Below are 13084 nucleotides of genomic sequence, written 5' to 3' on the forward strand. Positions count from 1 at the left end.
GGTGCAGACGCAGGCCACGCGACGAGCTGCAGTCACCGGTGCATAAGGGCTCTGGCTTAATCCGGCAAAACAGGAATAATCCTTGCCTGTCCTGTCATGCGCCGCCATCACCCCGGCGACGCATCATGCGCCACGCCCTATCCGGGCCGCGCCAGTCACATTGGAGATACACAATGTCCCCCGTCACCATGCTGGTGGCACGCCGCGTTCCGCGCGAGTGCCTGCAGGAATTTCGTCTCTGGCTGCACGAAGGCCAGCAACTGGCCGCCGACTTCCCCGGCTACCTGGGCTCCGGCGTACTGGCGCCGCCACCGGACGACGATGAGTTCCAGATCGTCTTCCGCTTCACCGACGCCACCACCCTCGCCACCTGGGAGCACTCGGCCTCGCGCAGGTCCTGGCTGCAACGCGGCGCCGGCCTGTTCGCCCAGCCCCACGAACAGCGCGCCCAGGGTCTGGATGCCTGGTTCGGCAACGCCCTGCGCCAACCACCTCGCTGGAAGCAGAGCGTGGCAATCTGGCTAGCGTTCTTCCCGGTCTCTTTGGCCTTCAACCTGCTGTTCGGCGGATGGCTGGCCGAATTGCCGCTGGTGTTGCGCATACTGCTCGGCACCCTGGCCCTGACGCCACTGATGACCTACTGGTTCATCCCGCTCTCCACACGGCTGCTGGAGCCCTGGCTACAGGCAAAGCCGCAAGAACAGAAACTGCCGCTTGAAGTGCACTGAGCCGCCCGCAACCTCGTCATGACGCCCCCGGGGTAGCAATGCGTGCCCCGGTCGGGAATACTCTGCACCACCCCTGCGCCTGACGCAGCCGTTCATATCCTCCTGCCGCAAGCTCAGCACGACCATGACGACGCACGCCCCCATCCTAGTGACAGGCGCCAACAAGCGCGGCGGCCTGGCCATCTGCCAGGCGCTGCTCGCACAAGGCCAGCCCGTAGTCGCCATCTACCGAGACACCCCAGGCGAACTGGCCAGCCTGGCCAATGTGGACATGCTCCAGGCCGACCTTAGCCAGCGCGACAGCCGTGCCGCCTTGATCGACGACATCAAGAACCGCTATCCGGCCCTACGAGGCATCATCCACAACGCCTCGCTATGGCTGGACGACTCGCTCGACAACCTGGGCCAGATGCTGCAAGTGCATGTCGAGGCACCCTACCAGCTGAACGAAGCCCTGACTCCATTGCTGCAGGGCGTTGAGCGAGCGGACATCATCCATGTCTGCGACGACACCGCCACCCAGGGCACCAAGAACCATATCGCCTACGCCGCCAGCAAGGCCGCCCTGCTCAATCTGGCCCTGTCCTTCGCCGAGAAACTGGCCCCGAACATTCGCGTCAATGCCATCTCGCCGGGCCTGCTGATGCTCAAGGAAGGCAGCGACGCCGAATACCGGGACAAGACCATCCGCAAGGCGCTCCTGGAGATCGAGCCGGGCAACGCGCCGCTGGTCGACGCCGTGCTCTACCTGCTGCACAGCACGTACCACAGCGGCAACAACATCGTCATCAATGGCGGCCGCCATCTGAAACGCCACACACTGAAGTAGATGTTGCGGCTCAGGCCTACAATGAAGCCGCTCGCAGAGCATGCGGGCAAAACAGCTGACCCAGCTCTGCCGAGAAGGTCAGCCCAACCCACGAACTGTCGAATGCCTGTCATGACCGATCAAGAACGCCTCGAACTGGAAGCCGCCGCCTTCCGCAGCCTGGTCCAGCACCTGCGCTCGCGCCCCGACGTGCAAAACATCGACCTGATGAACCTAGCCGGCTTCTGCCGCAACTGCCTGTCCAAGTGGTACAAAGCCGCCGCCGATGACCTCGACCTGGACGTCAGCCAGGACCAGGCCCGCGAAGAGATCTACGGCATGCCCTATGCCGAGTGGAAAGCCAAACACCAGAAGGAAGCCAGCGCCGAGCAGCAAGCCGCCTTCGCCAAAGGAAAACCCTGATGACCCTGCAAGACTTCCGCGCCCGCCTGCACAACGAACAGTTCCAGTTCGCCGAAACCCTGGCCTTCGTTGCCGAGCATTACGACTACCAGCCCAGCGCCTTTCGCAACGGCGACGTGAGCAACGCCGCCGGCCAGAACGAAGGCTCGTGCAAGACCCTCGGCCTGGCCCTGCTCGAAGGTTTCAGCCTGGAAGAAACCCTGCGCGCCTTCGGCGAACACTACCGCTCGGTCCTGGCCACCCCGGACGGCAACGACCACGCCAATATCCGCGCCCTGCAGAACAGTGGCCTGGGTGGCGTGCAGTTCGAACAGCCCGCACTCCAGCGCAAGGCCTGAACTGCGCAAGAAGCTGCCCAACTGTCGGTTTTGGCTGACAGACAGCTGTCGATTCCCCGCGTAAGCTTGCCCCACCGAGCGCCAGCAGGATGCTGGCGCGGTTCTATCCGTGGAGTGCAAGGATGCAGCAGAACCTGGCCTGGAAGCCCTGGACCAACCCCGGGGTCGAACATCTCAGCCTGGCCATCGCCCATGACGGCGTCCACGCCAGCAGCCACCTGATCCAGAGTATCCGCGGCAACAGCATCGCCGCGACCTATGTGCTCCGCTACGACGAACGTTGGCGTTTTCGCAGCCTCTGGCTGAAAGCCGACAATCAGGGCCAGCGCAGCCTCGATCTGCGTCGCGATATCCGCGGCCGCTGGTATCTCGACGGCCAATTGCGTGAAGACCTCGGCGAATGCCAGCAGGTCATGCTCTCCGCCTCACCCTTCACCCATACTCCCTTGCTGCAGCGCAGCGCCCTGGCCGCTGGCGACAGCGAGCGCGTCTGCGTCGCCCATGTCGACTTGCTCAGCCTGGGCGTCGAGGCACGCCAGCAACGCTACCTCTGCCAGCAGCGCCAGGCCAGCCATGCGGTTTATCTGTGCGAAGCGGAAGGGCACGCCCCCTGCGAGCTGACCCTCGACGACAGTGGCCTGCTGGTACAAGCCATCGGCCAGTTCATCCGCGTGCGTCAGCACATCCTGCGCCAGGCTGAATGCGCCTGACAGAAACGCAAAAGCCCCGCCTAAGCGGGGCCTTTCACAGGTTCAACAAAACTCAGGGGCGCGCGTTGAGCTGTTGCTGCAGGTTCTGCACCTGGGCGGTCAGGGCATTGATGTTGCGCGTTACCTGAGCACGGAAGGCATCGAACTCGGCCGTGTTGTTGCTCGGTTGCGGACGATTGTCGAACTCGCTGCGCAGCACCAGCAGATCCTGCTCCAGACGGCCGATGGCCTGGCTGGGGTCGCCCTGCTTCTTCAGGGCCGCGATGTCCTTATCCAGTCCCTTGAGCTGGTCCTGCAGCTTGGCCACACCGGCCAGGCCACTTTTCTGCTCGCTGGCCAGCTTGTCCAGGCGGCCGTCGAGCTCACCGCTGGCACTCTTCTGGCTCTTCAGCTCGGCGGCGAACTGCTCGAGGCGCTTGTCCTGCTCGCCCTGCTGACCGGCAACGCCCTGCTGCTGCTTGGTCAGCTCCGCCAGCTTGGTTTCCAGTTGCTTGACCCGCAGCTTGAGCGCTTCGCTGTCGCTGGTGACATTGGACTCGGTGGCGACCACCTTGCCGGAGATATCCTGGATGCGCCCGGCCGCCTCCTCGCTGATCCGCGCGAAGCTCTCCTGGGTAGCGACCAGTTGCGCCTCCATCAGCGCGATCTGCTGATAGCTCCACCAGCTCAAACCACCCAGGGCGATCATCAAGGCGCCCACCAGCGCCCACAGCGGCCCGGTACCGAAACCACGTCGACGCTCCACCTGCGCATAGCTTCGCGCCGGCTTGGGTGCCGTCTGCGGGGCAGCCTGATAGCCATCCGAATAGTCATCGCGGTCGCGCGGATCGGTGGTCAGGCTGGGCATATGCTCCAGTTCGTCGTGAGCGTCGTTACGCATAAAAACCTTCGGCTAGAACCGCAAGAACAATCGGGGCCGGCAGTATAACCGCTTCACCGCCCAGTCTTCAGTGCCTCACCTTCGCCCGCTACCCACGGGCGAAGGTCAAGACCATCCCAGGTATTAATGCGCCTTAACCCGGTGCAGCGCGCACCAACCCGGCGCCGCCGCGACACCTGCAACCTGTGAAGAACCGCACATTCCGCGACCTGCTGCGCTGGTACGCCGCTTGCAACGTTCTGTACGGGGCCATCGCCCGGCGGTCGTGCCGGGCTTCGACAGACTGGGGAGCGTACATGGAACTGAACAAAGCCGTTCTGGACTGCATGCAAGCACTGCGTCGCCGCCTGCGCGAAGAGCTGAATCTGGACATCCGTCTGAGCCAGCCGGATGTGGTGGAAGCCATGCTACTCGCCTGCCTGCGCTCCAACGATCAGGACACCCGCAACCTCGGCATTCGCCTGGCCGAACTCAGCGACTTCCACGGTGCCAGCAAGCCGGCAACCAGCGCCCCTTCTCGCGGCACGATCGCCGAAATACCCGTGGCGGTGAACGAACCACCGCGTGAGGGTTCGGTACGCATGTATCGTGGCCAGCGCGTGTACGCCTGAGCCATCAGGCGGTTGAGAGCTGGCGGCGCAGCATGCCCATGGCTGCCCAGCAAAGAGCCGACGAAACCGCACCGGGCCCGGTCGCGGGTTTATCCGCGGCTAACAGATATTCCGAGGCACCGCGACCCGGCCTGCATTGAGCGCTGCGCTGGCTACCCAGCTAGTTTTCAACAACCTGCTGACGCGACTGGACGAGCCGCAGTGGACGGTCGATAGTTTGCCCATCGAGTCTCGTCAGGGAGCATCGCATGGCCGCTCGCCCCGTCTGGTTGACCTGTCTGGAAAGCAACCCTCCGGCGTTGCTGGAGGCGGCGCTGTGGATTGCCGCCGAACACCATCCAGAACTGCGACCGGCCGAGGTGCTGCGCGAGTTCGCCAACCTGCGCCAGCAGGTGTCCGCCGGCCTGCCCAATCTGGCCGCACCGGACCTGGCCCAGCCGCTGCTGCGGCGCCTGGGAGAGCTGGAGTTCCATGAAGACGACGACAATCCGCTGCGCCCACAGGCTGCACTGCTGCATCTGGTGCTGCAACGCCGGCGCGGCCAACCTCTATCCCTGGCGCTGATCGCCCTGGAACTGGCCCAGCGCCTGGACATTCCCCTGCAGGCGGTCAACTTCCCTGGCCACCTGCTGTTGCGCGTACCCGGTGCCGACCATCTGCTCGACCCTTGCAACGGCCGCCGCCTGTATACCCGCGATTGCCGCGAACTGCTGCTGCGCATGGCCGGCCCCTCGGCCGAACTGCATGCCAGGCACTTCATGACCTGTGATGCGCCAGCCCTGCTCCTGCGCCTGTCGCGCAACCTCTGCCACCTACATGGCACGGCCGGCGATCACCTGGCGGCGCTGAAGGATGCCGAGCGCATTCTCCTGCTGGCACCGCCGAACAGCGCCGATCACCTGCTGCGCGCGGCTATCTACCACGAGCTGGATTGCCCGCAGGCCGAGCGCTTCGACCTGGAGCGCGCACTGCTGCTGTGCGAGGACGAACGCGAGCGGGTACGCCTGGCCCAGCGCATCGATCAGCTCACCCGCCTGGGTCAAAGCCCCGCGCTGCATTGACGGTCGCGCCGACAATACCCGAGCCCTGTATCACGGCCATGGCGAGGCTACTCGCCAAGCTCTCTACCCGAACCAGCAATCCACAACACATATCGGCCTCTGGTCACTGGAACTCACCGTGCCGTCCCTTGCCGCCGGTGAAACGCTGCGCCCCGGCTTGTGTCTCGCCGCTGCGCACCACTGCCATGCCGCCCCGGAACTCGGCACCCAGCGCCTCGGCGAACGGCAGCTCCCACTGGCCATAGGCACTGGCGCGATCGGCCAACATGCAACGCTGCGGGAAAGTGGCGATCTGCCGGGCCAAGCTCTCGGCCACGGCGCGGGCCTGGCCAGGCTCGACCACACGATTGACCAGCCCCATCTGCAGCGCTTCATCGGCCTGCACCGGGCGGCCGGTGAGGATCAGGTCCAGTGCTCGCCCCTGGCCGACGATGCGTGGCAGGCGCACCGTCCCGCCGTCGATCAGCGGCACGCCGAAGCGCCGACAGAACACCCCCAGCACGGCATCAGCCGCCATCACCCGCAGATCGGCCAGTAGAGCCAGTTCCAGGCCACCGGCGACGGCATGGCCCTCGATGGCGGCGATCAACGGCTTGGCGAGCTGCATGCGGCTCGGCCCCATGGGACCATCGCCCTCTTCCTCCAGGCGGTTGCTGCGTTCGCCGCCCTCGGCCACGGCTCCCAGATCGGCGCCGGCACAGAAGGTGCTGGCGGCACCGGTGAGTACCGCCACCCGCGCCGTTTCGTCCGCCTCGAAGTCACGCAACGCAGCGGCGAGAGCTTCGGCCGTGGGGCGGTCGACGGCATTGCGCACCTGCGGCCGGTTCAGGGTCAGGATGGTGACCGGGCCATCTTTCTCGACCAGCACGCTCATGACAGGGTTCTCCACGGCAAAGGGTTAAGGGCGGCGCCGAGCCATCTGCTCGCAAATCGCGCCCACGAAAAAGGCCGGCATCGCTGCCGGCCTTCAACTTAACCCTGGACTGCGGGTAAATCAGCCGGTTGGCCGATTTCCCCGAATCACTGGCGCATCAACCCATGTGCTTCTGCAGGTTGGCCATCATCTCGCGCAGGGCGGTAACGTTGTCATCTGGATGCACGGCGCCTTCGAAATCACCGATCTGCTTCCAGCTGGCCGCCACGTCTTCCGGGCTGAAGCCAACGCGCGGGTCGAAACCGGCGCCCAGGCTGCGCTCCCAGCGCACCTTGCCCATCCAGCCGCCACCGACTTCGTAGAGGCCACCGGTGTCCTGGCAATGGTCGCTACCGAGATACACCACCAGCGGGCTGACCAGTTCCGGCTTGAGCTGCTCGAACACCTGCGGCGGAATCAGACCTTCGGTCATACGCGTGCCGCCGGTGGGGGCGATGGCGTTGACCAGTACGTTGTTCTTGCGCCCTTCGATGGCCAGGGTGCGGGTCAGGCCGTACAGGCCGAGCTTGGCCATGCCGTAGTTGGACTGACCGAAGTTGCCGTAGATGCCGGAAGTGGACGCGGTGAAGATCACCCGCCCGAAGCCCTGCTCGCGCAGGTGCGGCCAAGCGGCGTGGGTCACCTTGTAGGCGCCCTCGACGTGGACCTTGTAGACCAGGTCCCAGTCGGCGTCCTCCATCTTGACGAAGGACTTGTCGCGCAGGATGCCGGCGTTGTTCACCACCACGTCGACGCGACCGAAGCTGTCCAGCGCGCACTGCACGATCTTGCCGCCATCGGTCACCGAGTCGTGGTTGGCCACGGCCTCGCCACCGGCGGCGCGGATCTCCGCCACCACCTTGTCCGCCGCCGAGGCGTTGGCGCCTTCGCCGTGCGTGCTGCCACCCAGGTCGTTGACCACCACTTTGGCGCCATGCTTGGCGAACAGCAGCGCATGAGCGCGGCCAAGGCCGCCACCGGCGCCGGTGACAATCACAACCTGGTCTTGGAAACGGATGGCGTCGCTCATGAACGGGGTTCCTCGGTCAGTCTGGAAAACCGCGAGTGTCCCGCAGCCAAGTGAGCGCGGCAATCAAACGCGGCGCCACTGAATATCTAGCAATAAGGTGACGGGATGGTCACGCCGGGCGCAGCAGGCTCAGGTGGTTGTACAGATGCATGACATGGGCCTGGGCGTATTCGGCATGACCCAGTGCGCCATAGGCGAAATGCGGTTCGAGCGCCCCCTGGTAAGCAGCAAAGCGTTCGAACGCCGCCTGCAGGCGCTGCAGTGCCGCCTCCTGGCTGGCCGGTTCGACCAGCGCCGCGGCGCCGGGGATAGCTTCGGTCAGCGAGTGGCGCATGGCGCCGCGTGCGCTGAACACGGCGAAGGCGGCCGGGCCGACACTGTGACGGAACCAGGCCGGCTTCAGCTCGGGATAACCATCCATCGAGTATTCGATGCTCTGCGCGCAGTGGTTGAACACCTCGGCCGGGCTCCAGCCCTTGAGGCTGGCCAGCTCACGCCCCTGAAAGCCGGCCAGTACCTGGCGCGCGCCCTCCAGGCTCACTGCCGCCGGCGCAACGCCCGTCGGCAACGCCCAGAAACCAGCCCCCAGGGCCACCGCGCCGCCCACTGCGGCCCCTTTCAACAGAGTGCGTCGCTGCATGTATTGGCCTCCTAGGGCCTGTTCTCGTTTCGTTCGCAAGCCGCGTTGCTGCGCAAAATCGCGCAACCCCGGGACGGGCCAGTTTTGACGCGGAACGTCGTTACTCGACGGCTCATTTGGGCAACCAAACTTCGCGTCTCGCGCCTAGCTCCGCGTCAAAACTGGCTCCGTCGCGGCCGTGAACGGAACGAGAACAGGCCCACGTTCACGGAATTGCAGATAGTGGCCGAGCACCTCTTCGGGCGCTTCGGTTTGCGGATAGTGGCCGATTGCCTCCAGCAAAACCGTGTCCGGGCTCTCGATCAGCTCGCGATAGCGCGCCACCATGTGCGCGCCGGAGATGGGATCGACAGCGCCATCGATCACCCGCATGGGCACCTTCGTCTCCTGCATGGCCGCCACCCAGCGTTCGCGGTTGACCCGCCGATCGAGGATGTAGCGAATCAGGCGGTGCATGATCTTGGGTCCGTCGTTGTGCGCGATCAGCTCCCAGAAGGCGTCCAGCTCAACCTCGCTGGGCGGCGTCTGCGGGCCGAACACCTGGGTGAAGTTCTTCGCCAGGGTGCGCCGCGAGAACAGCCGGCCCAGCAGCGGGCCTAGCGGGCCGAGCAGCAGCTTCTGGGTCAGCACCGGTCGATGGGTCTCGGGGAACAGCCCACCGTTGAGAAATACGCAACTGGCCAGCTGGATGCGCCCTTCCTGGTGCCGTGCGACCAACTCCTGAGCCACGCTGTCGCCGTAGTCATGGGCCAACACATGCACCGGCTCGTTGATCTGCAGATGCGCCAGCAGTGCTTGTTGCAGGTCGGCCTGCTCCAGCAGGTTGTAGGCATGGCCGCGGGGCTTGGCCGAGTAGCCAAAGCCGAGCATGTCACAGGCGATCACCTGGTACTTCTGCGCCAGTGGCTGCCACAGGTAATGCCAGTCCCAGCTGGCCGTGGGGAAGCCGTGGATCAGCAACAGCGGCTCGCCCTGCCCCGCCACCCAGTAACGGATGGCGTGGCCGTTGAAGCTGAAACCGCGCCCCTGCCCTCGCCAGTCGGCCAGAGAAATGCCCGGCAACGCACTCACTGGTCGTATCCCGGCATCTGCGCATCGAGCTTGCGCAGCAGCGCCGGCCAGGCCAACGCACCGCCCATACCCTGGCTGGTCTTCATCACGCCGGCGATCATTGCGGCGGAGCCGTCGAGGATCTGCTGCGGAATATGGATCAGTTCGGCGCCGCCACTCTGCGCCATCACCTGCGCCTCGCAGGCGCGCTGCAGGGTGAACATGCCGAGGAAGGCATCGGCGATGCTGCCGAAGGCGGTGAGCAGGCCATGGTTGGGCAGGATGAAGAAATGCTTGTCGTTCAGATCGGCCTGCAGACGCTCCTTCTCCTCGTGGTTGATCGCCACACCCTCGTAGTCGTGATAGGCCAGGCTGGACAGCACGAACAACGACTGCTGGGAAATCGGCAGCAAGCCCTGCTTCTGCGCCGACACGGCGATGCCGGCAGCGGTGTGAGTGTGCAGCACACAACCGACATCGTGGCGGACTTCATGGATGGCGCTGTGGATGGTGTAGCCGGCCGGGTTGATGTCGTAGGGGCTATCCATCAGCTTCTTGCCAGCCAGATCGACCTTCACCAGGCTAGAGGCGGTGATCTCGTGGAACATCAGGCCGAAGGGGTTGATCAGGAAGTCTTCGGTGCCCGGTACCTTGGCCGAGATATGGGTGAAGATCAGGTCATCCCAGCCGTGCATGGCGATCAGCCGGTAGCAGGCGGCGAGATCCACACGGGCCTGCCATTCGGCGGCAGAGACCTTATCCTTGACGTTCGGGAGCTGGAGCGGAGCGTTCACGGCGAGTACCTCGGCACTTGTTGTTGTGCCAAGGAGTCTAGCGCCGGGTGCCTGCCTCTCCAGTCGCCTTGCCGGCCAGCGCAGTGGCCTTGCGAGTCATAACAGTTCGGGATGGCGCGCCATCAATAACGGCCAGTGCGCCTGGGCGACCGGGTCGTCGGCCAGCAGCTGGAAACCGTCGAAACGGAACTCCGGCGCCACGCTGCAGCCGACCAGCGTGAAATCGCCCAGGCTGCGCGCCGCCTGCCAGGCCTGGGCCGGCACCACGCGCTGCGGCAGTTGCTCGGCGGCCACGGGCCCGAGGCGTTCGCGGCGCAGCTCGTCGGGGCGCTCGCCGATCAGCAGCTCCAGCGGCGCGCCTTCGTGAAAGTGCCACAACTCGTCGGCATCGACCCGATGCCAGCGACTGGCGATACCGCCCGGCAACAGAAACAGGATGGCACTGGATAGCGCACGCCCGGCTGCATCCACCTGGCTCGACGTGAACATGCGTCGGTAGTAGCCGCCCTCGGGATGGGCGACCAGCTGCAGCTCGCGGATCAGTTCGGCGGCGCGCGGGTGCATCAGGCGCGCAACGCCTGCACCAGTTCGTCCAGCCAGGGCTGGGCGTCGTCTTCCGGGGTCACCGTTTCGCTGGCATCCAGGCGCAGCATCGGCAGCGCTTCGCGCATGCCCAGTTCGAGCAGCAGCTCGCGCATCTGTTCGCCGCCGCCGCAGAACACGTCATAACTGGAGTCGCCCAGGGCGATCACCGCACCAGGCAGGCCGCTCCAGGCCGGAAAGCGGTCGCGGATGGCGTAGTAGAGGTTCTGGATATTGCCTGGCAGCTCGCCCATACCGGTCGTGGAGGTAACCACCAGCACGGCTTCCGGGGCAAAGGCCAGAACTTCGTCGAGCTCCACACCCGGCTTGTGCCAGGACTGGAAACCGGCCTTGTCGAGCACTTCGACGGCACGCCGGGCGACGTCCTCGGCAGCGCCGTAGACCGAACCGGAGAGGATGGCAATCTTCATGAATCACTCCGCAACATGCTGAAATTGCCCGGCATTATGCCGCAAGTGAACAGCCCGTCGGGATGCCATAGAATGCTTGCAACAGCGATGGGGAACCCGCACATGATCAACGCCAAGCTCCTGCAACTGGTGGTCGACGCCTCCAACGACGGCATCGTGGTGGCCGAACAGGAAGGCGACGACAACATCCTGATCTACGCCAACGCAGCCTTCACACGCCTTACCGGCTATGCCAGCGAAGACATCCTCTATCAGGACTGCCGCTTTCTGCAGGGCGACGACCGTGACCAAGCCGGCATCGTTGCCATCCGTCGGGCAATCCGCGAGGGCAAGCCGTGCCGTCAGGTCATCCGTAATTACCGCAAGGATGGCGCACCGTTCTGGAACGAGCTTTCGATTACCCCGGTCTTCAACGAAGGCGACCAGCTCACCTACTTCATCGGCATTCAGAAGGATGTCAGTGCAGAAGTCGAAGCCAAACAGCGCGTCAGGGAACTAGAAGGCGAGGTAAGTCGTCTGAAGGCTGAGATCGCCTCACTGAAAGCAGCCCGCTAACCGCGCTCACTACGAGTTCGGCGCAGTAATTGCTTGCGATCATGCATGCCCCATGGAGGGTCTCATGTCCGAGCACGCCACCTTATCCAGGGAAGAACTGGATTACATTCGCCAATTGTTCAGCGCCCAGCTGATCGGCAAACCTTTGCCGATTCCGGCCTTCAAGGTCGATGGCGGCCCGCTGGCCAACGCTCTGCTCGCGCGCCTTGGCCTGCATGCGCAACTCAGCCTGGAGGCGCAGCTGGAGCACTGCCGCATGAGTTTCCCCCTGCACCTGGTGGAAGACGAACTGCATGGCCTGCAACTGGAAATGGGCGCGCCCAGCATCTTCGAAGAAGGCGCCGTGCTGCGCCCCTGGCGCCTGACCTTGAAGAAGCCGCTGGCCTTGCGCGCAGCAAACGGCAAAGCCAGCACCATGCGGGTGCTCGAACTGGCCCCCGGCAGCCTGCTGCTGCAGACCAGCGACGGCCATCCGCCACCCGAGCTGTTCGACCTCTGGCTGGCGCTGCCAGGGGCGGAGAGCATGCCGATACACGGCCAGCTGATTCGCCGCACAGATAGCGACCAGGCGGCCTACTACCTGCAGTTGCAGCATCGCGAACATGCCGAACGGATTCGCCAGTTTCTCTTCGAGCAGTATCGCGAGCGGAACCCGCAATTGCAGGCGACCGGCTGAGCGTCATAGACAACTGCCAATCTCAGACTGAAGACACATAGGCCAAACCAATCGTGGTTATGTCTTCATTCAATTTAGCGATTAAGGCCGATGCGGCTAGAATGCGCAGCATCAAGTTTCCAACCCCCAACAGGAGTTCTCTCATGTCCCTGATCAACACCCAGGTTCAACCCTTCAGCGCCAACGCTTTCCACAATGGCGAGTTCATCCAGGTCACCGAGGAAAGCCTGAAAGGCAAGTGGTCCGTGCTGATCTTCATGCCGGCTGCCTTCACCTTCAACTGCCCGACCGAAATCGAAGACGCTGCCAACAACTACGCCGAGTTCCAGAAGGCCGGTGCCGAGGTCTACATCGTGACCACCGATACCCACTTCTCGCACAAGGTCTGGCACGAAACTTCCCCGGCCGTTGGCAAGGCTCAGTTCCCGCTGATCGGCGACCCGACCCACCAGCTGACCAACGCTTTCGGCGTGCACATCGCCGAAGAAGGCCTGGCTCTGCGCGGCACCTTCGTGATCAACCCGGAAGGCGTGATCAAGACCCTGGAAATCCACTCCAACGAAATCGCTCGCGACGTATCGGAAACCCTGCGCAAGCTGAAAGCTGCCCAGTACACCGCTGCCAACCCGGGTCAGGTTTGCCCGGCCAAGTGGAAAGAAGGCGAAGCCACTCTGGCTCCGTCCCTGGACCTGGTCGGCAAGATCTAAATCTGCCTCACCCTCCCCGAGCCCAGGCTCGGGCTGGGTCCAAGACCTGCGCTGTCAGGGTCGTAACCCGACCCTAGTGGTGCCCGATGCCCGGGCGCGATCCGCCCGGGCATTTTATTGCCCGAATTTTATGTCTTTGAGGACTTC

At 64.4% G+C, this 13084-nt stretch carries 18 protein-coding genes; 10 read left to right on the plus strand and 8 right to left on the minus strand.

All coding sequences use genetic code 11. The features are described from left to right. Positions 1-173: 173 nt before the first annotated feature. The 5 genes from AYB31_RS16300 to AYB31_RS16320 all read left to right on the plus strand — a co-directional run bounded on the left by AYB31_RS16300 (position 174) and on the right by AYB31_RS16320 (position 3007). The gene (locus AYB31_RS16300) at positions 174-728 is read left to right on the plus strand and encodes an antibiotic biosynthesis monooxygenase (RefSeq protein WP_068829760.1); all 555 of its coding nucleotides are present in this window, start codon (positions 174-176) and stop codon (positions 726-728) included. A 124-nt stretch (positions 729-852) separates the two neighbouring features. Then, positions 853-1557 (plus strand): dihydromonapterin reductase, encoded by a 705-nt coding sequence (gene folM, locus AYB31_RS16305; protein ID WP_068829761.1) that lies wholly within the window; start codon positions 853-855, stop codon positions 1555-1557. Between the two features lie 111 nt (positions 1558-1668). After that, complete coding sequence (locus tag AYB31_RS16310) at positions 1669-1959, plus strand: DUF1244 domain-containing protein (RefSeq protein ID WP_068829802.1); 291 nt, start codon at positions 1669-1671, stop codon at positions 1957-1959. Then, positions 1959-2297, plus strand: coding sequence for a HopJ type III effector protein (locus tag AYB31_RS16315; RefSeq protein ID WP_068829762.1), 339 nt, complete (start codon positions 1959-1961; stop codon positions 2295-2297). Before AYB31_RS16310 ends, AYB31_RS16315 begins: the two co-directional genes overlap by 1 nt. A 122-nt stretch (positions 2298-2419) precedes the next feature. Further along, a complete protein-coding gene (locus AYB31_RS16320; RefSeq protein WP_068829763.1) occupies positions 2420-3007 on the plus strand; it encodes a putative glycolipid-binding domain-containing protein in 588 nt (195 codons plus the stop codon). A gap of 52 nt (positions 3008-3059) precedes the next feature. Here the strand turns inward: AYB31_RS16320 and AYB31_RS16325 are convergent, their stop codons facing one another. Beyond that, positions 3060-3887, minus strand: a complete 828-nt coding sequence (locus AYB31_RS16325) for an ATPase (protein ID WP_068829764.1) — start codon at positions 3885-3887, stop codon at positions 3060-3062. Between the two features lie 296 nt (positions 3888-4183). Between AYB31_RS16325 and AYB31_RS16330 the strand changes: the two genes are divergently transcribed. Continuing rightward, complete coding sequence (locus tag AYB31_RS16330; RefSeq protein ID WP_068829765.1) at positions 4184-4498, plus strand: hypothetical protein; 315 nt, start codon at positions 4184-4186, stop codon at positions 4496-4498. 248 nt (positions 4499-4746) lie between these two features. Continuing rightward, entirely contained in the window at positions 4747-5559 is an 813-nt protein-coding gene (locus AYB31_RS16335; RefSeq protein WP_068829766.1) for a SirB1 family protein, read from the plus strand. 103 nt (positions 5560-5662) lie between these two features. Here the strand turns inward: AYB31_RS16335 and AYB31_RS16340 are convergent, their stop codons facing one another. The 7 genes from AYB31_RS16340 to AYB31_RS16370 form a co-directional block, all read right to left on the minus strand. Continuing rightward, a complete protein-coding gene (locus AYB31_RS16340) occupies positions 5663-6433 on the minus strand; it encodes a crotonase/enoyl-CoA hydratase family protein (protein WP_068829767.1) in 771 nt (256 codons plus the stop codon). Positions 6434-6590: 157 nt separating this feature from the next. After that, positions 6591-7502 (minus strand): SDR family oxidoreductase, encoded by a 912-nt coding sequence (locus AYB31_RS16345; RefSeq protein ID WP_068829768.1) that lies wholly within the window; start codon positions 7500-7502, stop codon positions 6591-6593. A 109-nt stretch (positions 7503-7611) separates the two neighbouring features. Next, the gene (locus tag AYB31_RS16350) at positions 7612-8142 is read right to left on the minus strand and encodes a DUF1569 domain-containing protein (protein ID WP_068829769.1); all 531 of its coding nucleotides are present in this window, start codon (positions 8140-8142) and stop codon (positions 7612-7614) included. A 144-nt stretch (positions 8143-8286) separates the two neighbouring features. Then, a complete protein-coding gene (locus tag AYB31_RS16355; RefSeq protein ID WP_068829770.1) occupies positions 8287-9213 on the minus strand; it encodes an alpha/beta fold hydrolase in 927 nt (308 codons plus the stop codon). Beyond that, on the minus strand, positions 9210-9986 hold the full coding sequence (locus tag AYB31_RS16360) for a class II aldolase/adducin family protein (RefSeq protein ID WP_068829771.1): 777 nt from the start codon (positions 9984-9986) through the stop codon (positions 9210-9212). The genes AYB31_RS16355 and AYB31_RS16360 overlap by 4 nt, the downstream gene beginning before the upstream one ends. Positions 9987-10082: 96 nt before the next feature. Beyond that, a complete protein-coding gene (locus tag AYB31_RS16365; protein WP_068829772.1) occupies positions 10083-10550 on the minus strand; it encodes a cupin domain-containing protein in 468 nt (155 codons plus the stop codon). After that, the gene (locus tag AYB31_RS16370; RefSeq protein WP_068829773.1) at positions 10550-10999 is read right to left on the minus strand and encodes a flavodoxin; all 450 of its coding nucleotides are present in this window, start codon (positions 10997-10999) and stop codon (positions 10550-10552) included. The genes AYB31_RS16365 and AYB31_RS16370 overlap by 1 nt, the downstream gene beginning before the upstream one ends. A gap of 102 nt (positions 11000-11101) precedes the next feature. Between AYB31_RS16370 and AYB31_RS16375 the strand changes: the two genes are divergently transcribed. From AYB31_RS16375 to ahpC, 3 genes are all read left to right on the plus strand, one after another. Then, a complete protein-coding gene (locus AYB31_RS16375) occupies positions 11102-11554 on the plus strand; it encodes a PAS domain-containing protein (protein ID WP_068829774.1) in 453 nt (150 codons plus the stop codon). Between the two features lie 64 nt (positions 11555-11618). Beyond that, positions 11619-12230 (plus strand): hypothetical protein, encoded by a 612-nt coding sequence (locus tag AYB31_RS16380; RefSeq protein ID WP_068829775.1) that lies wholly within the window; start codon positions 11619-11621, stop codon positions 12228-12230. 143 nt (positions 12231-12373) lie between these two features. Beyond that, the gene (gene ahpC, locus AYB31_RS16385; protein WP_068829776.1) at positions 12374-12937 is read left to right on the plus strand and encodes an alkyl hydroperoxide reductase subunit C; all 564 of its coding nucleotides are present in this window, start codon (positions 12374-12376) and stop codon (positions 12935-12937) included. Positions 12938-13084: the final 147 nt, after the last annotated feature.

The sequence above is a fragment of the Pseudomonas sp. BMS12 genome, from assembly GCF_001592875.1.
Lineage (GTDB): Bacteria > Pseudomonadota > Gammaproteobacteria > Pseudomonadales > Pseudomonadaceae > Aquipseudomonas.

What these genes read in the sequence shown, in the direction of transcription:
- AYB31_RS16300 (WP_068829760.1), top strand. Translation starts at nt 174, where the DNA reads ATGTCCCCCGTCACCATGCTGGTGGCACGCCGCGTTCCGCGCGAGTGC.
- folM (WP_068829761.1), top strand. Translation starts at nt 853, where the DNA reads ATGACGACGCACGCCCCCATCCTAGTGACAGGCGCCAACAAGCGCGGC.
- AYB31_RS16310 (WP_068829802.1), top strand. Translation starts at nt 1,669, where the DNA reads ATGACCGATCAAGAACGCCTCGAACTGGAAGCCGCCGCCTTCCGCAGC.
- AYB31_RS16315 (WP_068829762.1), top strand. Translation starts at nt 1,959, where the DNA reads ATGACCCTGCAAGACTTCCGCGCCCGCCTGCACAACGAACAGTTCCAG.
- AYB31_RS16320 (WP_068829763.1), top strand. Translation starts at nt 2,420, where the DNA reads ATGCAGCAGAACCTGGCCTGGAAGCCCTGGACCAACCCCGGGGTCGAA.
- AYB31_RS16325 (WP_068829764.1), bottom strand. Translation starts at nt 3,887, where the DNA reads ATGCGTAACGACGCTCACGACGAACTGGAGCATATGCCCAGCCTGACC.
- AYB31_RS16330 (WP_068829765.1), top strand. Translation starts at nt 4,184, where the DNA reads ATGGAACTGAACAAAGCCGTTCTGGACTGCATGCAAGCACTGCGTCGC.
- AYB31_RS16335 (WP_068829766.1), top strand. Translation starts at nt 4,747, where the DNA reads ATGGCCGCTCGCCCCGTCTGGTTGACCTGTCTGGAAAGCAACCCTCCG.
- AYB31_RS16340 (WP_068829767.1), bottom strand. Translation starts at nt 6,433, where the DNA reads ATGAGCGTGCTGGTCGAGAAAGATGGCCCGGTCACCATCCTGACCCTG.
- AYB31_RS16345 (WP_068829768.1), bottom strand. Translation starts at nt 7,502, where the DNA reads ATGAGCGACGCCATCCGTTTCCAAGACCAGGTTGTGATTGTCACCGGC.
- AYB31_RS16350 (WP_068829769.1), bottom strand. Translation starts at nt 8,142, where the DNA reads ATGCAGCGACGCACTCTGTTGAAAGGGGCCGCAGTGGGCGGCGCGGTG.
- AYB31_RS16365 (WP_068829772.1), bottom strand. Translation starts at nt 10,550, where the DNA reads ATGCACCCGCGCGCCGCCGAACTGATCCGCGAGCTGCAGCTGGTCGCC.
- AYB31_RS16370 (WP_068829773.1), bottom strand. Translation starts at nt 10,999, where the DNA reads ATGAAGATTGCCATCCTCTCCGGTTCGGTCTACGGCGCTGCCGAGGAC.
- AYB31_RS16375 (WP_068829774.1), top strand. Translation starts at nt 11,102, where the DNA reads ATGATCAACGCCAAGCTCCTGCAACTGGTGGTCGACGCCTCCAACGAC.
- AYB31_RS16380 (WP_068829775.1), top strand. Translation starts at nt 11,619, where the DNA reads ATGTCCGAGCACGCCACCTTATCCAGGGAAGAACTGGATTACATTCGC.
- ahpC (WP_068829776.1), top strand. Translation starts at nt 12,374, where the DNA reads ATGTCCCTGATCAACACCCAGGTTCAACCCTTCAGCGCCAACGCTTTC.